The sequence below is a fragment of the Bacillus sp. JJ1122 genome (assembly GCF_036964885.1).
GTDB lineage: Bacteria > Bacillota > Bacilli > Bacillales > Cytobacillaceae > Mesobacillus.
In genome coordinates, this window is sequence record NZ_JBALQL010000050.1 from 1 (window position 1) to 20876 (window position 20876).

The 20876-nt window shown below is 39.8% G+C and carries 19 protein-coding genes and 1 riboswitch; of the genes, 11 read left to right on the top strand and 8 right to left on the bottom strand.

Annotated features, from left to right (window positions below):
- Positions 1–50 precede the first annotated feature (50 nt).
- From V7201_RS22630 to V7201_RS22640, 3 genes are all read right to left on the bottom strand, one after another.
- Positions 51–1349: an alpha/beta hydrolase family protein gene (locus tag V7201_RS22630; protein WP_335379013.1), complete on the bottom strand. Its 1299-nt coding sequence runs from the start codon at positions 1347–1349 to the stop codon at positions 51–53.
- A gap of 188 nt (positions 1350–1537) precedes the next feature.
- The gene (locus V7201_RS22635; protein ID WP_335379014.1) at positions 1538–1960 is read right to left on the bottom strand and encodes a DUF3021 family protein; all 423 of its coding nucleotides are present in this window, start codon (positions 1958–1960) and stop codon (positions 1538–1540) included.
- 15 nt (positions 1961–1975) lie between these two features.
- Positions 1976–2413, bottom strand: a complete 438-nt coding sequence (locus V7201_RS22640) for a LytTR family DNA-binding domain-containing protein (protein WP_335379015.1) — start codon at positions 2411–2413, stop codon at positions 1976–1978.
- A 524-nt stretch (positions 2414–2937) separates the two neighbouring features.
- Between V7201_RS22640 and V7201_RS22645 the strand changes: the two genes are divergently transcribed.
- Positions 2938–4437 carry a malate:quinone oxidoreductase gene (locus V7201_RS22645; protein WP_335379016.1) on the top strand — a complete coding sequence of 500 codons (1500 nt, stop codon included), beginning with the start codon at positions 2938–2940 and terminating at the stop codon, positions 4435–4437.
- A 150-nt stretch (positions 4438–4587) separates the two neighbouring features.
- On the opposite strand, the gene V7201_RS22650 is transcribed toward V7201_RS22645, so the two are convergent.
- Together V7201_RS22650 and V7201_RS22655 are read right to left on the bottom strand one after the other, a co-directional pair.
- Positions 4588–5139, bottom strand: a complete 552-nt coding sequence (locus V7201_RS22650; protein WP_335379017.1) for an ECF transporter S component — start codon at positions 5137–5139, stop codon at positions 4588–4590.
- Positions 5140–5203: 64 nt separating this feature from the next.
- On the bottom strand, positions 5204–6445 hold the full coding sequence (locus V7201_RS22655) for a dicarboxylate/amino acid:cation symporter (protein ID WP_335379018.1): 1242 nt from the start codon (positions 6443–6445) through the stop codon (positions 5204–5206).
- 398 nt (positions 6446–6843) lie between these two features.
- Here V7201_RS22655 and V7201_RS22660 point away from each other — a divergent pair, with 398 nt between their 5' ends.
- From V7201_RS22660 to V7201_RS22700, 9 genes are all read left to right on the top strand, one after another.
- Positions 6844–9015: a PQQ-dependent dehydrogenase, methanol/ethanol family gene (locus tag V7201_RS22660; RefSeq protein ID WP_438825095.1), complete on the top strand. Its 2172-nt coding sequence runs from the start codon at positions 6844–6846 to the stop codon at positions 9013–9015.
- 232 nt (positions 9016–9247) lie between these two features.
- Positions 9248–10339: a helix-turn-helix domain-containing protein gene (locus tag V7201_RS22665; protein WP_335379019.1), complete on the top strand. Its 1092-nt coding sequence runs from the start codon at positions 9248–9250 to the stop codon at positions 10337–10339.
- A gap of 237 nt (positions 10340–10576) precedes the next feature.
- Positions 10577–11527 carry a heme-dependent oxidative N-demethylase family protein gene (locus V7201_RS22670; protein ID WP_335379020.1) on the top strand — a complete coding sequence of 317 codons (951 nt, stop codon included), beginning with the start codon at positions 10577–10579 and terminating at the stop codon, positions 11525–11527.
- Positions 11524–11985 (top strand): dimethylamine monooxygenase subunit DmmA family protein, encoded by a 462-nt coding sequence (locus V7201_RS22675; protein WP_335379021.1) that lies wholly within the window; start codon positions 11524–11526, stop codon positions 11983–11985. The genes V7201_RS22670 and V7201_RS22675 overlap by 4 nt, the downstream gene beginning before the upstream one ends.
- Positions 11986–12014: 29 nt before the next feature.
- A complete protein-coding gene (locus V7201_RS22680) occupies positions 12015–12977 on the top strand; it encodes a PDR/VanB family oxidoreductase (protein WP_335379022.1) in 963 nt (320 codons plus the stop codon).
- A gap of 59 nt (positions 12978–13036) precedes the next feature.
- Positions 13037–13702, top strand: coding sequence for a YdeI/OmpD-associated family protein (locus tag V7201_RS22685; protein WP_335379023.1), 666 nt, complete (start codon positions 13037–13039; stop codon positions 13700–13702).
- Between the two features lie 201 nt (positions 13703–13903).
- Positions 13904–14084: riboswitch (Lysine riboswitch) on the top strand.
- Between the two features lie 111 nt (positions 14085–14195).
- The gene (locus tag V7201_RS22690) at positions 14196–15029 is read left to right on the top strand and encodes a transporter substrate-binding domain-containing protein (protein WP_335379024.1); all 834 of its coding nucleotides are present in this window, start codon (positions 14196–14198) and stop codon (positions 15027–15029) included.
- Between the two features lie 63 nt (positions 15030–15092).
- The gene (locus V7201_RS22695) at positions 15093–15836 is read left to right on the top strand and encodes an amino acid ABC transporter permease (RefSeq protein WP_335379025.1); all 744 of its coding nucleotides are present in this window, start codon (positions 15093–15095) and stop codon (positions 15834–15836) included.
- Between the two features lie 17 nt (positions 15837–15853).
- Entirely contained in the window at positions 15854–16597 is a 744-nt protein-coding gene (locus V7201_RS22700; RefSeq protein ID WP_335379026.1) for an amino acid ABC transporter ATP-binding protein, read from the top strand.
- Between the two features lie 76 nt (positions 16598–16673).
- Here V7201_RS22700 and V7201_RS22705 read toward each other — a convergent pair whose 3' ends face one another.
- Genes V7201_RS22705 through V7201_RS22715 form a run of 3 tightly spaced genes read right to left on the bottom strand, consistent with a single transcriptional unit; the run spans position 16674 to position 20037 of the window.
- A complete protein-coding gene (locus tag V7201_RS22705) occupies positions 16674–17684 on the bottom strand; it encodes an NAD-dependent epimerase (RefSeq protein ID WP_335379027.1) in 1011 nt (336 codons plus the stop codon).
- Positions 17681–19063 (bottom strand): hypothetical protein, encoded by a 1383-nt coding sequence (locus tag V7201_RS22710; protein ID WP_335379028.1) that lies wholly within the window; start codon positions 19061–19063, stop codon positions 17681–17683. The genes V7201_RS22705 and V7201_RS22710 overlap by 4 nt, the downstream gene beginning before the upstream one ends.
- On the bottom strand, positions 19060–20037 hold the full coding sequence (locus V7201_RS22715; protein ID WP_335379043.1) for a glycosyltransferase: 978 nt from the start codon (positions 20035–20037) through the stop codon (positions 19060–19062). Before V7201_RS22715 ends, V7201_RS22710 begins: the two co-directional genes overlap by 4 nt.
- Positions 20038–20504: 467 nt before the next feature.
- On the opposite strand from V7201_RS22715, the gene V7201_RS22720 reads away from it, so the two are divergent.
- Complete coding sequence (locus V7201_RS22720) at positions 20505–20783, top strand: hypothetical protein (RefSeq protein WP_335379029.1); 279 nt, start codon at positions 20505–20507, stop codon at positions 20781–20783.
- Positions 20784–20876 lie beyond the last annotated feature (93 nt).

Below are 20876 nucleotides of genomic sequence, written 5' to 3' on the forward strand. Positions count from 1 at the left end.
ACGTACCCTTTGCTTCCGTTCTACGGAAGCAAAGGGTACGTCCCTTTGCTTTAATATGTTTTTTTAGGAGTAAACTGCCCGATGCCTTTTAGTTCACAGTCGAAAAATTGAAGGATGAGTTTATTTTCTGTTTCAATGCTGTAATACTTATCGATGTCTGCTTTTCCTCCTTGCAGGATATTTGCAAGTATTGGAGAGAATAGCGGCAGATCGGTCAGGCTCAAATGCTTTGCACCTTTAAAATGAACAGTGAAGGCGTCTTTGAATTGTTCGTTATCGAGTTTGTTCGCTACATAAGTGGAGTTGCTGTCGAGCTGATTCCAAACATCGTCGGAATAAATGTTAAGCAGCGGGGTCGAGAAGGCCTCGCTTTTTGCCACGTAATCATCAATTTCTTTCTTATAAACAAGATCACTAAAGAACGGGGCATCAATATTTACAACTGCACGAATATCATCACGCTCTCTGCCCAGCCAGACACTTGCGGCTCCGCCCATGGAGTGCCCGAATACACCAATTTTGTCGGTATCGATATGCTGATAAACAAAGTCATTGTCAGTCTTCGTTTTCGCAAGGATTGTATCAATGACAAAGTTCATATCGTCTGTCCGCAGCTTCATCCATTTTTGAATAAGTCCATACGTTTCTTCCTTAGTGTAGATGCCATCTTTATTTGCATTACTTACTTCAAGGTTATAATCCGAATTGATCAAAACCTTCGTTCCATCTTCTGAACAAGTGTAAAAGGAGTGGTATGGATGATCAATTGAAGCAACTACATAACCTTGGCTGGCCAGCTCATTATAGGTAGATGCATTGCTTGTTTTTATACCTGAAGCTCCATGTGAGAACACCAATAGCGGGTATGATCCATCCGCATTTTCAGGATACCAGAATTCAACAGTTACAAATCTGTTGTCACCATTGTCGGTAAATTTCTCAATCCGGTTTTTGTCAACGTATGTGTAGGTAGCGGTTGCAACATCATAATCCCCTGTCACTTTTGGTGCTTTATGCTGCGGGAATACAATTGCCGGTGCTGCTGTGAACACCAATGCGAAAAGTATGAAAATCGATTTCCACACTACAGACGAATTTTTGTAATGTGGAGTTTTTTTACGAATGAGAGAAACCGTGCTCTTTAAAGCTAGGATAAAAAGAAGTACGGCAAGCATCAACCAGCGGAAGCTCCATACAATCACCGATGAAAGGGTGAGAATGACAAAGACTGCAAACATACCTATTCGAATCCAATTCTTTAATTTTTTGTGGTTTTCTTTCGTAACGATACTGTAGATTGCAAAAGCAATCTCAAAAATCAAAGCAATCAATAACAATAATGTTGCCATGGAAGTTACACCTTCGCTTTCCAATAATTTATTATGGACTCATCATAATAAACAGAAAAAAGGAAGTATATAGAAATTAAGTAAGTTGTATCCTCAGGCCAATAAGATGCAAAAAAAGCGGTAAGCTTACCATGCTTACCGCAAAATAACCCGATATGAGACCAATACTGCAGGAAATTTCAGACTAGTTATTTCCTTAATGCCTTTAGCCTTTCGTTGATGTGTTGAGCTTCTCTTTGATCATTACGCCATGACAGCAGGCGGACGACTATGTAGATTACGGCAATTTGCAGGGCAAGAATGATTCTATCTGATGCACTGTTCACAATCTCAAAAACACTGGCGAGGGAAATCAATAATATCTCCAAAGCGAAAAAATGAATGGCGATTCTCAGGCGTATTTCCTTCTCGCTTATATCATTTGAAGAATACAAAATGAATCCCATTAATGCACTTATGAATGAAAATGCCATGAGAATGTAAATCGACTTCAAATCAAATGCCAGGTCGGGATTATACATTTGCCGCAAAAGAGTAATTATGATGATGATGGAAGCAAAGATGATTAAAAAATTCTTCATCATTTTTTGTGCGAATAGTGATAACTTCATAATTTATCCCTCCATTTACATTCCAAGCATATTTTTAAGGGTAGGCACATACTGCCTTGATATGACAGCACGTTCCCCGTTATCAAGAACTGCTTCGAATCGGCCGCTTATGGTCGGATAAATAGAGGAAAGTTTACCGATGTTCAAAATAGTTGATTTGGATGCACGAAAACAGTTTGTCCCTTTGCATAACTCCTCTAACTCATACAGCTTTTGTTTCACTTCAAATACATTATCCTGGCAGTAACTAAAAACCTTACCATCTACAGCCTCGAAATAATAGATATCATTAAGCTGGATACGGTGAACTTTATCATTTTGATACCCAAGAATAATGAGGGGCTTAGTTTCCAGCCTGTTTACGATTTCATTTATTTCCTCATCCACCTCATGACACCTGATGAGAATTTCTTCCGCCAGTTCTTTATTTATTTCTTCAATAGAAATTTTCATACAACACCTGCTAGTGCACGGGGACGTATCCTGTGCTTCTTTTACAATCTCGCTTCCGCTTAAGTAAATCTAAATACTTTTATTCGCCTTCCTCAGTGAAAAAACCTCTTTCTTCACTGGGACGGATCTTATGCTTCCGTAAATCATGAAGGTTTTTTGAAAGCACGGGAAACGTCCCTGCGCTTCTGTTTAAAAACCTGTATATCTGGTTAAAATTGGTATGGTAATCAATAAAGTATAGGGACAAATCCAATGTTTCCGGTAACTTTATTGGATTATGGGAATCAGAAGAAGCGTCCCTTTGCTTCCGGGGCAACCCTTGTCACTTTTTTTATTTTCTAAAATAGTCTATAATTATCAGATAATAGTAGATATTTTAATATATCAATCATTATAATAGATATTGTATGGTTTTTAATTGTGACGGAAATGTTTTGTGCCTAAGTAGCGCCCCTTGCTTTCGACAACACCTAGGCGGGAGTGCCTACTCCTTTTTTCAAATATAGGGGATAAGGAAGGTTATAATGAGCAGCATACAGAAAAAAACAGACGTTATCTTAATTGGTGCCGGAGTCATGAGCGCGACTTTGGGATCATTATTAAAAGAATTAGCACCGGAATGGGATATTAAAGTGTTTGAGAAACTCGCAAACGCAGGCGAAGAAAGCTCTAATGAATGGAACAATGCAGGTACGGGGCATGCTGCACTGTGTGAGCTTAACTACACAAACGAAAAACCAGATGGATCAATTGATATAAGTAAAGCAGTAAATGTTAATGAACAATTTCAGCTTTCAAGGCAGTTTTGGTCTTATCTTGTAAAAAGCAAACTGATCAGGAATCCGCAAGATTTTATCATGCCTTTGCCCCACATGAGTTTAGTGGAAGGGGAAAAAAATGTAACGTTTTTGAAAAATCGTTTTAAAGCGCTTTCAAATATTCCGTTGTTTCAAGGGATGGAATATTCCGAGGATCCTAAAAAGCTGAAGGAATGGATCCCGCTTATCATGGAAGGCCGTACATCGAATGAACCAATCGCGGCTACCAAAATCGATTCAGGAACGGATGTTAACTTCGGCGCCTTAACACGCATGTTGTTTGACCATTTAAAGAGAAAAAACGTTGAGGTAAATTATAAGCATAGTGTTAAGGATATAAAACGTACGAGCGATGGCTCTTGGGAACTGAAAGTGCAAGATCTCGAAAGTGGTAAAACGGAATACCATACTGCAAAATTCGTCTTTATCGGCGGTGGTGGCGGAAGTCTTCCGTTGCTGCAAAAGACGGGTATTCCAGAGTCAAAACATATTGGCGGATTCCCAGTGAGCGGTCTATTTATGGTTTGTAAGAATCCAGAGGTTGTAGCGCAGCATCACGCAAAAGTATACGGTAAAGCGAAGGTTGGCGCTCCTCCAATGTCGGTTCCGCATCTTGATACAAGATTTATCGACAACAAAAAAGCATTGCTGTTTGGACCGTTTGCGGGCTTCACACCAAAGTTCTTAAAAACAGGCTCAAACTTGGATTTGATAGGGTCAGTTAAACCGAATAATGTCATTACTATGCTTGCGGCAGGTGTAAAGGAGATGGCGCTGACTAAATACTTGATCGAACAAGTTATGTTATCACATGAAAAGCGAATGGAAGAATTACGCGAGTTTATTCCTATTGCCAAAAACGAAGATTGGGAAATCGTAGTAGCCGGACAACGTGTACAAGTAATCAAAGATACTGAGACTGGCAAGGGAACACTTCAATTTGGTACGGAAGTTGTGAGTGCCGCTGATGGCTCTGTAGCTGCTTTGCTCGGCGCTTCTCCAGGTGCATCGACTGCGGTTCACGTTATGCTGGAAGTATTAGAAAAATGCTTCCCTGAACAAATGTTTGATTGGAAAGCGAAAATCCAGGAAATGATTCCTTCTTATGGCGTGTCACTTGTGGACAACCCAGAGCTTTTCCAGGAAATCCATGCTTCAACGGCGGAGACGCTCGGACTTAATGGAAAAGAAATGGCGTATAGTTAATGCATTAAACCCTTTGATCCTTTTCGGATTAAAGGGTCTTTTTTGATTTACCAGTTAGATTTGCAGGGTTAATTACTCCTCATACAAAAAAATACCCCATAAAATAGACATTTTATAAAAAGTGCCTACTCTATAAGGTACAATTCATGCTTAATTAAGATGCTGTCTTTTATCAAACTGTCCAGCTATTCTTGTAAAGCGGCCTACAAGCGGAATTACAATGATACCCGCGATGACAACCTGCATTACGTTGCCAGGGACGGATCCGAATGGTTGGATCCAGTTACCGTATAGGATTACTTCAGTAAAGTAGTAGCCGACAATTTTAATAAGAAGTGCAACGGCAACTGCCAGTGTGTTTACAACCACTCTATTGCCAGGTACTTTCTCGGATATAAGGCCGGCTGTAAAGCCCATTGCACCCACGATGACGAAAGTAAATGGTGCCCAAAGTGCCCAACCTGAGAGGATATCGAACAAGCCCATTCCAAAGGCGCCTGCAATGGCTCCTGTTTTCCTGCCATATACCAGGGCTGCGATAAAAAGAGGAACGTTACCCAAATGGATCAGGCCACCGTTACCCATTAATGGGAGTCTCAAGTTAATGAACATTGTGGCAGCAAGAGTCAATGCGATGAAAAGTGCATTGATGACTAATGTTTTTGTTTTAGTCGTTTGTGTCTTGTTGAATGTTTGATTCATATGCAAACCTCTTTCTTTTTTTATATATTACCATAATTATAGACTGTTAAATGAACATTTTCGTTCAGCTTAGCACTTGTGCTTCGCTTTCATACTTTTTTTCTGACTGATCGACAACGGCAGCTCCAACTACATCTCCAATTACGTTTGAAGCTGTCCCTGCCATACCAATAATCGCATCGACACCTGCAATCAAGGCAACAATTTCAAGTGGAAGATCGAACATGGTTAGTACAGCTGAGAGAGTGACAAGTCCAGCAGCCGGAACGCCAGCTGTACCAATCGAAAGCAGTGTGCCTACTAGAATAATGGTTAAGAAATCAATTGGAGAAAATTGTGCGCCTGAAACATTGGCGGCAAAAACAATCGATGCTCCCATTCGTAACGCCCCGCCATCTGAATTAAATACGGCTCCTAATGGTAAGCTGAAATTAACCATCTTTTCGGAAATGCCCGCTTTTTTAGCACTTTCTATGGCAACAGGGAGCGTTGCAATACTGCTTGAAGTGAAAAACGCTGTTGTGTATGCATCTTTCGTGTTGATGAAAAACTTCCTGACAGGTATTTTAAACATTTTAAGAAAACCGCTATAAACAAATACCCACAGAATGATAATCCCAAGATAGAATACCCCGGTAAACTTCAATAATGAGGTAAATGTATCCCATCCTTGTGTGCCAAAAGCCGTTGCTCCAATAGCAAAAATACCAATAGGTGCGTAAAGCATAATTCCTTGAAGAATTCTGAAGAACAGTACATTTGCCGCATCAAATATTGACTGCAGCTGACTTCCATATTTATGGATTTTTTCATCCGTTGAAAAGCGCATTCCAGAAATCGTAAAACCGATGATGATGGCAAGAAACATGATGGCCATAAGATTACCTGTAGTGAAGGCACTAAGGAAATTGTCAGGAACAATGCTTAGAATCACATCTGAAACGATTGGAGTTTCAGGTTTATTCACTTCTGCATTAGGCAAAGAAAGTGAATTCCCAGGATTAATCAATAGGGAGAGACCCAGGCCGATTAAAACAGCAAAGGCTGTAGTGATTCCATAATAAAGAATCAATTTCCCGCCAGTTCTGCCCAGCTGTGCTGGATTCATTTGATTCACCGCAAGTACGACTGTAAGAAACACAACCGGAGTAGCAATGAGATTCAGCAACTTTATCAATAATGTACCAAGAGGTTTTAATAGTGCTGCCTCTGGTCCAAAGAACACACCGACCAAGATTCCAAGGACGAAACCAGCCGTCATTTTTAAAATGAACGAAGAGTTCTTATATTTTTTCCATATGTTCACTTCATTTCCCGCCTCTTTGCTAAAAATTTTAGGATTACAATATAGCCCAAGTGAAAATGGACCTATTTATAAACTACACTTGTTCAACGGAACAAACAATAGAGAAATAGGTTTCTGCTGTTAAAAAATATGCTTCGTTAAAGGTGATAAAAAAGTTTGCCATTTTCTGCTGAACGGTCATGACAAGAATAATAGATATGAATTTTACTTTAACAAATGACTACCTCTTAATAAATATTTATAGCAATACTACACAAAATAATGAATGTGGCTGTTTTTTTATATCAAGCACCTAAATGACTGTTTATACGAAATCACAAAGGGTATGGGATTAATAGGTATTTATCATTAAGTAAGGATTTCCTAGGAAATTTCAAAACATGAAAGAAGGGGTAGTGTTGAAGGAACATCAAAGCAATAAATTTAATGTTATATGGTTAACCGGGGTTTTTATCGTCGTCATTCTATTTTTTATTTATTTCCTCACAATGGACGACAATGAAAAAGCGGATAAGAAGATTGTAAAAAATGAATCACCTCAAACATCTGAGGTGGCTGAAAAGGATCAATCTATCCCGCAGTTTGAAGCAAAGGAATTGACAGCTGCACCAAAGGATAACTGGGTTACAAACGGCGGGAATTCCTATAATCAGCGGTATTCCACTCTGGATGAAATCAACGCTTCCAATGTGAAAGGGTTAAAGGGGGAATGGGTCACTTCACTTGGATCGGGTTTTGAGTTTAAGTATTCAGGGGAAGCATCTCCCGTCGTATACAATGGTGTCATGTATATCATCACCGGTGCTGATGAAGTTTCTGCTATTGACGTAAAGAATGGAGAGAAGCTTTGGACGTATAAGCCAGATATTGAAGACTTGGACACTGTTTGTTGTGGTTGGACAAGCAGGGGTGTGGCAATCGGCGATGGAATGGTATATGTAGGACTTTTAGACGCAAGGCTTGTGGCTTTGGACCAAAAAACAGGCAAAGAGGTTTGGACAACAAAGGTAGAGGATTGGAAAAAGGGCTATACTATTACAAGTGCACCACTTTACTATAATGGAAAAGTATACACTGGACTAGCTGGCGGTGAATACGGAATACGAGGCAGAGTCACAGCCTTTGATGCTAAAAAGGGAAAGGAACTATGGCGATTCTACACGATTCCGGGTCCTGGAGAAACAGGCCACGAAACTTGGCCAAGCGACAATGAATCGTGGAAACATGGAGGAGCGCCAGTTTGGCAAACTCCAGCAGTAGATCCTGAGTTAGGACTTCTATACTTTTCAACGGGAAATGCCGCTCCCGATTTGGATGGAAGCAAGAGAGAGGGAGATAATCTTTTCTCATCTTCTATTGTGGCGATTGATGCGGAAACAGGAAAATACAAATGGCATTTCCAAGAGGTCCATCATGATATTTGGGATTTAGACTCACCGAATCCTGTCGTGTTATTTGATGTAGAAAAGGATGGAAAGAAGAGAAAAGCTCTTGCCCAAGCAGGTAAAACAGGTTGGGTTTATATTCTCGACCGCACAAATGGAAAACCTTTGGTAGGAATTGATGAAAAACCAGTACCGCAGGAACAACGTCAAAAAACATCACCAACTCAGCCAATTCCTAAAGGTGACTCATTCGTGCCACAGGAAGTAACTGAAAATGATGTGAAAAAGGACATAAAAGGCTATAAAGGTGAGCTATTTGGCAAGATTTTCACCCCTTATTGGGAAGAACCGATTCTTGTGAAACCTTCAACCTTCGGAGGAGCGAATTGGCCGCCATCCGCCTATAATCCAGAAACAGAGTATTTTTACGTATTGGGTACGGACCAGTACTCCACTTTTACAAGAAGTGAAGAGGAATTTGAAGAAGGCAGCATCTATCTAGGAAGCATTATTCAGCCAATACAGGACGCCCCTTTAAGAGGCACTGTGACAGCAATTGATGTGAAAACAAATAAGATCGCATGGCAGAAGAAATGGGATGCAACTGCCTACAGCGGAGTTCTTACAACAAAGGGAGGTCTGGTCTTCGTAGGGCATAATGACGGAAGGCTGATCGCTTATGATGCAAAATCCGGTGAGCAGGTTTGGGAATTCAAGACGGATGCCGGAGTCAATGCGGCACCAGTGGCGTATGAAGTGGATGGGAAGGAGTATATTTCGGTTCTTGCTGCCGGAAACTCTTTAGCAGGGTCGAAGCATGGAGACTCACTATGGACCTTCTCGCTCGATGGGAAAATAGAATCAGGTACGAAACCGAAAAAACCTGAAAAAGAAAATGATAAAACAGATAAGGATCAAGCTGGAGAGGGTACTGAGGGAAGCGCCGTCGAAGGTAAAGAGGTTTATAAAGGAAACTGTCTAGCCTGTCATGGAGAGGGCGGTACAGGCGGCCATAATGGCCCTGATTTACAGCTTAGCAAGGTAGCCCATGACCCCGATAAAGTCATGGAACGGGTGAAAAACGGCGGCACTGTCATGCCAGCGTTCGGAGACATTTTATCTGAAGAAGAAATAAAGGCAGTAACGGAGTATATCACGGAAGTAGTCGCCAAAAAGGATAAATAGCAAATAGAAAATGACCAGTCCTGAGGGCTGGTCATTTTTCTTGAACCCCGGACTAAAAATGGAAAAAACCGAAGAGCCTGCTTTGATCATACATCTTGAAAAAATCGCTATTTTTCAACTGTCAGTAGAATAGCTATCATTTCAACCAACACTTGATAGGCAGGTAAATGTCAGGATGATAATATATTCTTAACAGAGCGCACTGGAATAAATAGTCAATGGAGGAGTTCACATGCTGAATACACGTAAGATTGGTGCTTTTATTTCGAAACGAAGAAAAGATCAGGATATGACCCAAATGGAAATGGCAGAAATTTTAAATGTAAGCCATCAAGCAGTGTCTAAGTGGGAACGGGGGGAATCACTTCCCGATATAGGTACGCTCCCGCTGATCGCGAAAATTTTCGGGATTACGATTGATGATTTAATCAATGCCGGAGAAACACAATCTTACTCACACATTGGCAAAATCGTAGAGGAGATTTCAGAAAATAGACCAGAGCAAGTAGCTATATTGATCAATGAGGGAGAATTAGAACTTGAGGAACTGACAGAGGTTGCCCCCATCATGAAATCCAGTACTCTTAATAAAGTATCAGAAAACTTGGATGTAAAAAGGATCGATTCAGCTGTCATTACAAGTCTTGCTCCATTCCTTGGCTCTGATGCGCTGGAGGCTGTGGTCCGTGAATCAATGGAGGAAGCAACTAATTGGACTGTCATCACTGAAATCGCTCCATTTATCAGCGAGGATTTACTATTTGAACTAGCAGAAAATAATTTGAATGAGGGTTCTCTTAAAGTGGAAGATCTTATGAGTATTGCCCCGTTTTTGAGCAGTGAAATGCTGGATCAATTCATCATACATTTAAAGGGTAGTAATGCCAGCTGGGAAATGGTACAAGCTCTTGCTCCGTTTTTAAGCGAAGACTCAATGAGCCGTTTAGTTGATCAAGCAATTGATGGAGATATAGATGCTGAGCATATCGTTGATCTTGCCCCATTTCTTGAAAAAGATCATTTGAAGAAACTAGTTTTACAAGCTGAAAAAGGAAGGATGAGTTGGAGTATTGTCGAAGGGCTCGCTCCTTTTTTAAGCAGTGAAACTTTGAATCTGCTAGTTAATCAAGCTGTGGCAGGAAAAATAGATGCTAAAAGAATGGCAGGGCTTGCGCCGTTTTTAAGCAAAGAAAACATAGAAATGCTAATAATGGAGGCGGAGCAGGAGAACCTGGATTCGGATTTACTGACAAGCCTTGCTCCTTTTATAGATAAAGAACATTTAGGTAGGTTGATTACATCTTTACTAACAAAGGTGAAATAGGGCATTTTTATATATTTGATAGAATGCGTACTCAGGAGATAACGCTAAAAATCATAACTAAAAACGTCCATATGAGTTGGTACGTTTTTTGCTGATTGTCAGGATTTAGGACTAGCATCGTCAGAGGTATTGAAATCACTATTCGTTTCAGAACAGTAATTCATCATTATTCAGTGATATCTTAGCTGTTTTTTTGTATAGTATAAGTAAAAGAAAATTCTGAAAACAGGTGAATTTATGATGACAAATGAAGATGTATCTTCTTTTCCTTACCCTTTTGGGGATAGTGATGTCTACCGATACTCGAATAATGCCACTCAATTAAATCCGCCGAATTCAATTGAGCTAACAGACGACTATTTAAAAGAAATCAACCTAAAAAGAGAGCTGCTTTCCCAGCACTCTGAACGATGCTTCCATTCATTACCGCACACTTTGAATGCACAATGGGAAGTGGTTGATTTGATTTTGGAACATCTAGTTACTTATTATCCTGATAAATTCACATTGCTAAAAAAAGATAATAAGTGGTTATTTTCCAACGTCCAGACAAAAGAAAAGATCGCCTTTACATTTGGAGACAATTCAACACTTGGAGTGGAGCCTTTAGATTTTATTGGCCGGCATGTTCAAGAGGATTTGATCTTGATGATGCAGCGGGATGGCAACCTGTTTTTAGATGCTGGTCAGCTTTGCTTTCCGGCAAATTGGTCTTTGTATTTTGACCTGGGTATGTCTTTTAAAGAAATACATGCACCAATTCCCGGCTTTCGGACTGATGACCTGGATGATCGAATTCTGCAATTTTTGATGCGAATCGAGGCAGGTACTCCCTGGGGGAGGAAAAACTGGTCACTCATGGCAGGTAACAGACTAGATACTTCACTTGAAACATTTTCAGAATGGGGTCAGGCCAGGATGCAGGTGACGAAGGAAAATGCGGGAGAACTTGTTCATTTAAGGGTTGAGGTTCAAAAGCTTTTCCGCCTGCCAAAAAGCAACGGCATTTTATTTACCATCCATTCACACATGCTGCCTTTAGAAAGGTTCATTCGTCATACTCCGTGGCTAGAACCATTTTATTCGATCCTCCATGAACTCCCAGACTTTATTGCTGACTATAAAGGAATTTCACTGTATCGGAAACAGGTACTTGACTATTTGGAAGAGGAAATGAAAAAGAGATGATTGGATTGCAAAAGGAGTTTTCATTTACTAAGGGGAAAAGAAAATATTTATTCTGTGCCGATTCAAAAAGCGCAGACCCCTTATATATTCTCGTTCAACAAGCAATCGAGAATAAAGTCTCTTTTGATTACCTGGTAATAGAGCATGAATCCGATTCCTTCCTCGAGCTTTGGCTCAATCAGCAAAAAATGGGAACATATTTATTTTTATCTGGGACGGGGGAATTTGTAAATCGGTTAAAAAATCTAGCTTTGGAAGCTGGATTTTCTGATCAAGAAATGCAATTGAGCGTACAGGGACCTGTAAGTAAGAGGGTAATTTGCTGTAAATGTCATGGTGTGAATAATGTAGAAGATGAACTGCATATCACCTGTATGCATTGTGCAGTTGACCTTGAGGTTTCCAGCCATTATTCAAGCCGTCTAGAGGCCTACCTTGGCTATACTTCTATAAAATAATCATTTGGTCAAACTGGAGGGGCATGGTTTTGCGTCGAAATTCAATATTACAAGTACATGTAAGGAATATTGTAGAAGAGACTGCCGCGATTAAAAGGTTCACCTTACAAGCAATTGATAACAATCTGCTTCCTGCCTTCAGCGGCGGTTCGCATATAACAACCTTTTTGCCACATTCTTCAGGTACATTGGAAAGGCATTATTCTATTTTTAATCTAAATGCAGAGGCGGATCTGTTTGAAATAGCGGTCCGCTTGGCTGAAGACTCAACTGGCGGCTCTCGTTACTGGCATCAAAATGTTAAAATAGGTGATGTATTGCCCGTAAGCTACCCAAAGAATTACTTTCCTTTAAGTTTCCAAGCAAAACATCATGTGTTCTATGCAGCGGGGATTGGGATCACTCCCTTTTTATCGATGATGGCAGAGCTGGCTGAAAAAAATTCTTCTTTCGAACTGCATTATGCAGCGCAGTCAAAGGACCAGTGTGCTTTTTATGGATTCTTAAGCAAGACCTATCCAGATCAATGCCGCTTTTATTTTTCAAATGGCGAGGGCAATAAACGTTTATTGCCAACACAGCTTTTGAATCATCGGATAGGGACGCATGTGTATTTTTGTGGTCCCGAGAACATGATTCAAGATTTCACAAACGCAGCAAAATCATATGGCTATCCGTCGTTCAACATTCATGTCGAACGATTTGCTCCGCCGGCAAAGAAGGAACAGAATGCTTTCCAGGCAATACTAAAAAGAAGCGAAAAACAGCTTGAGGTTCCTGAAAATGCTTCACTATTGGAAGTGCTCCTTCAAAATGGGGTCAAGGTTCCATACTCCTGCCGTGCAGGCGGGTGCGGGACTTGTGAAATCAAGGTGGTCGAAGGACAGATTGTTCACTTCGATTCCTTTTTAACAGAAGCTCAGCAATGTTCAAAACAATCCTTGCTTAGTTGTGTATCGCGCGGGAATGGCAGGTTGGTCCTGGATTTGTAACGGATAGATTAACATTTTCGAATAACTGTATTACAGGATTAAAGCAGAAGGTGGAAAATATGGCTAAAACAATTGTAGAAAAACTTAACTTGCAAAAATATAAAAAAGCGGCAGTCTTGAATGTCCCAGAGGGTTCGGACTATTTAGCGGAACTTGAAGGTTATGATACAGAGCTGAATAAGAATCAATCGTATGATCTGATTTTTGCTTTTGTGCTTGATCTGGAAGCTTTTAAAAGGATCGTAAATACGGTGATCGAGAAGAATTGTTTAAATAAAAAGGGGTATATTTATTTAGCTTATCCGAAAAAGGGGAATAAAGTTTACCCAACCTTTATTCATCGTGATGAGATTTTTCCAGGCATAGGCGTTGATGAGAATGGTTATATTGGGACAAGTACGATCAAATTCGCCCGTATGGTGGGATTGGATGATACTTTTACAGTGATTGGCCTCAAAGAGGAAGCTAGAAAAAGTCAGCCTTATAGTAAAGCGAGTCAGTGCGTTGATGATTACATTGAGCTGATTCCAGAAATAGAAAAAGATTTGCAGGATACTCCAGCATTACTTGCGTTCTACAAGTCCCTCACACCAGGATACCGCAAGGATTGGGCCCGTTTTGTATACAGCGCAAAACAAGAAACAACGAAAGCGAAAAGGCGAGAGGAAATGAAAATGATTCTTGGAGCAGGGTTTAAGAGCCGGGATTTATATAGTAGAAAATAATGGGAAACACATCCTGTAATAGAGAGGCCAATGTAATACGGAAGTGCTTGATTCCAGTAGGTTAAACAGGGGAAAACACATTGATTATACTCGCCGATTAGAATCGCATCCTTCTGGTTTTTCATAAAGAACTAGATTGACAGAATTAACAGCTTATTGTAGCCTAGTTATTATAATTTAATATTTACACCTCACTTTTACTAGTGAGGTAGAGGCGCGATATTTAACAGTCCTTAGCGGAGCATGAGAAGCTATGATGCCAGGGAGAAGGAAATGTCGCCGAAGTTTGTAATATTCTCAGTATTACTTGCTGGGTCTGCAGTTAAGAGCTGCAGGACTGTCTCAATAAACACCCAGTTTATTGAGTTGTGCTATCTCATTTAGGGAAAAGAGAGGAATTTAGGGCATCTATAAATAGTGCGACCTGAGTTTATCTCAGGTCGCTTTTTGTTTGTAAAAAAAGCTCTAAAAACAACAAGGAGGAGAAACGGACATGAGAAAACAAGTATCATTATTTCTAGTATTGCTGCTTTCAGCAATGATTCTATTGGCAGGTTGTGGAAGCAAGGATGAAGCGTCTGGCTCATCAGATGAAAATACATTCAAAGTAGGTCTTGAAGCAGGCTATGCGCCATTTAACTGGACTCAGAAGGATGATTCAAATGGCGGTGTTAAAATTGCTGGAACTTCAGAATATGCAGGCGGTTATGACGTAGAAATCGCTAAGAAGATTGCAGATGGTTTAGGCAAAGAATTAGTGATTGTAAAAACGGAATGGGATGGCCTTGTTCCAGCTTTAACTTCAGGCAAAATTGATGCGATCATCGCAGGTATGTCACCAACTGCAGAACGAAAAGAGACAATCGATTTTTCGGATAACTATTATAAATCAAATCTAGTAATGGTAGTTAAAAAGGGCGGAAAGTACGAAGGGGCTACTTCAATCCAGGATTTTAAAGGTGCGAAAATCACTGCTCAATTAAATACATTCCACTATTCAGTAATTGACCAAATTGAAGGGGTATCCAAAGCGACAGCAATGGATAACTTCCCGGCAATGAGGGTTGCGCTTGAATCTGGAATCATTGATGGATACGTTTCAGAACGCCCTGAAGCGGTAAGTGCTTCTGGTGCAAACGAAAACTTAGCAATGGTTGAATTCAAGGATGGGTTCAAAACATCAGAGGACGATACTGCAATTGCCGTAGGTCTTGAAAAAGGCAGCAAGTTAACAGGAAAAATCAATGAAATCTTAAAAGGCATCTCTGAGGAAGAACAAACGAAAATCATGGACGAAGCGATTAAGAACCAGCCTGCAGCAGAATAAGGATGACGTAAAACCGGCTGTATATGTACAGTCGGTTTTATGATGGTATAAAGGGGGAGAAAAATGAGCTTAGAGTGGATCGTAAAAATCATTTCGGAAAACTGGCCTATGTTCCTTCGCGGAGCAGGTGTCACACTATATATTTCTCTGATTGGAACCATCTTAGGCGCAATCATTGGTCTTATAGCAGGAGTGATTCGCACCATTCCTGTACCAGAACGCGGAATCAAAAAAATAGTACTAAGAGTCATTAATTTCATTTTATCTGTTTATATCGAATTCTTCCGCGGCACCCCAATGATTGTTCAGGCTATGGTTATTTATTATGGTTCGGCCTTAGCATTTGGAGTGGATATAGACGTAATGGCAGCAGCACTCATTGTCGTATCTATCAATACTGGAGCATACATGGCAGAAATCGTTCGAGGCGGAATTGTTTCTGTTGATAAAGGACAATTCGAAGCAGCACAGGCAATTGGCATGAATCATTTCCAAACCATGATGAACGTCGTATTGCCACAGGTCGTTCGTAATATTTTGCCTGCGACGGGCAACCAGTTTGTCATTAATATCAAAGATACATCCGTCCTTAACGTTATATCCGTATCAGAATTGTATTTCTTAACAAAGTCAGTTGCCGGTAACAACTTTAGATACTTTGAGTCATTTTTTGTAGCATGTGTACTTTATTTTGTCATGACATTTATCGTCACAAGAATCCTGCTTTATTTAGAACGTAAATTGGAAGGGCCGGACAATTATACGATGATGCTCGGAGAGGAAACACCCACGGCAAATAAGTTATAGGAGAAGGAGGAGAGAGTATGGAAAAAGTCATCGATATTCAGCATCTAAACAAATCCTTTGGAACACATGAAGTTTTAAAAGACATCAACTTTTCGGTCAAAAAAGGCGAAGTCGTAAGTATAATTGGCTCTTCAGGATCAGGAAAATCAACGCTTCTTCGCTGCATCAACCTTTTGGAAAAACCAAGCGGCGGCCAGATTATTTATAACGGAGAGAATATCCTCGATGATAAGCATGATATTCCAACCTACCGCAGACATTTAGGAATGGTATTCCAGCAGTTTAACTTATTTAATAACCATAATGTCCTGCATAATTGTACAGTGGGCCAGATCAAAGTATTGGGACGTTCAAAGGATGAAGCTGAAAAGGTAGCAATGAAATATCTAAAGGTTGTTGGGATGGACAGGTATATTAACGCAAAACCAAAGCAGCTATCCGGAGGACAAAAGCAACGTGTGGCGATTGCCAGAGCACTTTCAATGGAGCCAGATGTCATGTTGTTTGACGAACCAACTTCTGCTCTTGATCCAGAAATGGTAGGAGAAGTTCTAAAGGTAATGAAGGAACTTGCTGAATCAGGTCTTACGATGCTGATCGTTACCCATGAGATGGAATTTGCAAAGGAAGTATCAGACCGTGTCGTGTTCATGGATAAGGGAGTTATTGCCGAGGAAGGAAGCCCTGAGCAAATCTTCAATCATCCAAAGCAAAACCGTACGAGAGAGTTTCTTAAACGTACTTTTGTTGAAGTTTATTGATAATAAATATATATAAAGAGGCTTCTCAAAGAAGATCGTGTTAACGATCTGCTGAGAAGCCTCTTTTTAGATGCATTTATTGGTTCAAATGATATTTTTTGTACCACTCTACAAAAATCCCTAAACCAGTCTCTAATGGTGTGGAAGGAGAGAAGCCTGCATCCTTCTGCAATTCTGTAATATCTGCATAGGTCATCTTTACGTCGCCTGGCTGCATCGGTAAAAAAACCTTATTCGCCTTTTTACCGATTTTTTCTTCGAGGATGCGAATAAAATCAAGCAGCTTCACGGGGTTATTGTTGCCGATATTATAGATTTTATATGGAGCATAGCTAGAACTGGGATCTGGATTTTCACGATTCCAATCCTTATTTGGCTTTGGCGGACGATGGAGCAGCCTGACAATCCCTTCAACGATATCATCAATAAAAGTAAAGTCCCTGCTCATCTCTCCATCATTAAAGACTTTTATTGGGTTGCCTTCAAAGATATCCTTAGTAAATGAATAATAGGCCATATCTGGCCTTCCCCAAGAACCATACACTGTAAAGAAGCGAAGTCCTGTTGTTGGAATGCCATATAAGTGGCTATAGGTATGTGCCATTAATTCGTTTGCTTTTTTAGAAGCAGCATAAATACTTACAGGGTGATCAGCAGAGTCATTGGTTGAGAAGGGGATTTTAGAGTTTGCACCATAGATGGAGCTTGATGAGGCATAAATCAGGTGGTTTACTGGATAATATCTGCATGCCTCTAAAATATTTAAAAATCCCAACAAATTTGAATGAACATAGGAATGTGGATTATTAAGGCTATAACGGACTCCAGCTTGAGCGGCTAAGTTGATCACGACCTCAATTGTGTGAGTTTTAAAAATGGAATGTAATTCTTCTTTGTTTGCCAAATCAATTTGAAAGAATTTGAAATGGTCGTGTTCTTCTAATTGCCTTAACCTATCTTTCTTTAATTGCACATCATAATATTCATTAAGATTATCGATCCCAATAACGTGATAATTTTGCGATAACAATCGTTTAGACAGATGAAAGCCAATAAAGCCCGCTGCACCTGTTATGACAATATTCATCTTCTGTTGTCCCTTGCCTGATTTCGATAATTGTCTCTAAACCAGCTACTTTTTGTCTTCCTTTGAAGGTCTCTTTCAATGTGCTTTTCATTTATGCGCTTCCATTGGACATCTTTTTCCTTAAACGATTGATTTTTGCTCCTGTGTTCGATCGTTTTTACTTTCCTGGTTTTTTGTTTTTCTTCCGCCATTACTGTCATGGCTTCAGGCTCTTCTTTTGGAATCAGGATAGGCTTGCTTATCCAGTTAGCATAAGTTTTAGGGTCGATTGCCTTTACCTGTTCAAGGAAAGAGGTTAAAAAATCTCTTTCATGAAGGTCTTGGAATAACTCAAGCGGTCGATCTTGTAGCCGGGAGTATGAATAGACATGATCGACAAATTTGAAACCTTGATTGGTTACAAAAATATGCCTTAACGGGGCATCTATCTGTTTGAAACCTGATTTTTTCATTGTGTTTAAAATGTTTAGAAGGCGCGTGGTAATATCGACGGTGAGATTGGATTGTTTTTTTAGGTATTCGTTTAAATTAGGTCCCAATAAATATTCCATTACAATATAATTGGCACCTGTTTCATATACCTTTGGGATGAAAGATAAATGTTGGTTTGATAACAAAACGTCTTTCTCTTGTTGGCAGTGTTCTGGTTTTCCATAAATCTTCACACATTTTTCTTCACTAATTCGGTATACGGCGCCTTGATGGCCTTTCCCAATGAGCGGCTGAGCTACAGAGCTTTCCACCTTGACTCCTTCTCCATTCCCGCCAGAGATGACAGGAATATTCCTGTAGTCCAAAGTGTTTTCGCTGAAATACCTTTCCCATATTTTATAGGTATCCGGATCTGTTTTTTTTACTCGGGATAAAAATGAGTCTTTTAATAAAATAATATTTAAATCTCTTAATAATTTCAGGGGGACCGGATGTTGCCTTTTAAACGCGTTTACATGGTCAACCACTTTAAGTTCTTCATTTTCCAGGACAAAAATATGCCGCAATGGTGCATCAATCATCGTGAAATTTGCTTGCTTCATTGCCTTTAAAATGAAAAGAAGTTTGTTTGTAATGGACTCGGGGATATATGTGCAGTTCCTGAGATATTCTTTCAATGTTGGGGCATTAAAGTACTCCATTACAACAAAGTTGGAGCCTGTTTCATATAATCTAGGAAAAAAGGATAAATGTTGTCCGGCTTTAAGAGCTTCAGCTTCCATCTTTGCCTGGAGTAAGTCTGTATAGATTTTCACACATTTTTGCTCAGAAAGTTTAAATACTGCGCCCTGGGATCCCATACCAATAAGCGGGTATTCAGTAGGGTTATCAATTAATAAAGTCTTCAACCCTTTCGTTACTTTAATGGATTCAAAGTCCTTCATCATCGATTCCCTCCTAACAATTCATTGTAATATTTAGCTTGTAATTGAAGCTGTTTCTCCGCATCAAAGAATCGTTCCACTTTTCGGCGCGCAGCTTTTGTATAAGACTCCCAGATATTTCGATGGTTTAGCATGAATTCTAGGGCCTCTGCAAGCTCATCAACATTGTTTTCCTCTACCAAGAATCCTTCAAGATCATGAGTAATCAATTCAGGAATCCCTGCATGATAGGTTGAGACTACCGGAACACCTAGCGCCATTGCCTCTTTCAGGGTATTCGGAATCCCTTCCAAGTCTCCATTGGATGCTTCTAGACTAGCAGCACAGAACAGATCTGCATTTTGCATATGCTCTTGGACTTTTTCTTTAGGGAGATGATTTAATAACCGAAAAGAGTCACCTAAATTTAGTTGATTGGCTAAGGATAGAAGTTCCTCTTGGAGAACGCCTTTTCCAATAATGGTCAAAGTTGAATCAGGAAATTTATCTTTTATTTTTTTAAATGCTTGCATCAAAATATGGTGCCCCTTTTTTTCTACTAATCTGCCAACGGATAGAATGTTTTGCCCAGTTCCTTGTAAATTAGGAGCTCGGTACTGATATTTATTTAAATCAACACCTCCGTAAAGCACTTTGATTTTTTTTGAAGGGCACCCCCAGTCCTTGAGCCTTTCAGCTAAATAATGACAAACTGGGTAAAATTGATCTCCTTTTTCAAAAAGCATTTTCATATGTTCTAAATACCCTACCGGCTGATCAGCTAATGTTGCATCCCTGCCTCTAATGCTTGTTACTAATGGGAGATTTGTCTTTTCCTTAAAAGGGAGCAGCAGTATACCTAATTGCCCATGGTGGGCATGTAATAGAGATACATTCTTTTTCTTAACGAATTCCTTTGGGGAAAATATTTCATTAAGATAATGAACTTTATCATTTAGCAGAGAGAGGTCAGTCATGTACTTCGGCTGACGTACCATATGGATATAATCATATCCAGGGACTTCGCGAATCTGGGAAATATATTGAGTGGGGTCAACTCTTAAGTTTAAATGGATTACAGACCGCAATTAAATCTTCTCCTTTCCTTTCAATATAGCTATACGTTAATAGCTTATGAAAGGGAGAAAAAAGCACTTGGACAAAAGGGAAATAAATATCAAAAAAAAAAGCGGAATTTTGGTTGTGGGAACCTTTGGGTATAGAGTCTACAAATAATTGCAATGCAAAAAAAGAATCTAGCCAAATGCCTCTGGAACAAATCACGCCCATAAGAGTACTGGGTCCAAGTAAACCTATTAATAAAATCCGGCACTATATTAAGTTGAAACATTCCATGTGGTTCAACTTTTTCTTTTAAAGGCCGTGCATATAGCACCATGAACAAAAAATAAAGCATATACATAGATAAAGGTATAAAATCCGGCCTAATATGGAGGAGGTATTTATGAAACCGTATCTGATCATTAGCCAATTTTTATATATTCTTTCTTTCATTCCCTGGTTTGTCATTTGGGGATTGTCGTTTATGAGCTTCGACAGTGGCGTCAATCTATATAATGTTTCTTTTGTTCTGATCATTACCTTGTATCCGGTTGCTGTGATCATAGGTTCGATTTTTGGGTGGATTTTCAGGGTGAAGAAGAAACGGCTTGCCATTATGATGAATTTGATTCCGCTGATTTGGATCATCGCGTTCTTAAGCTTCATGTTTTTATACAATTGAACAGAGATAACGGCCAGATCTGCTCGATTTGGCCGTTGAAGTGATGGTTCTCTTATAATTGGAGAGGGTAACCCAATTAATGACCGAGGACCT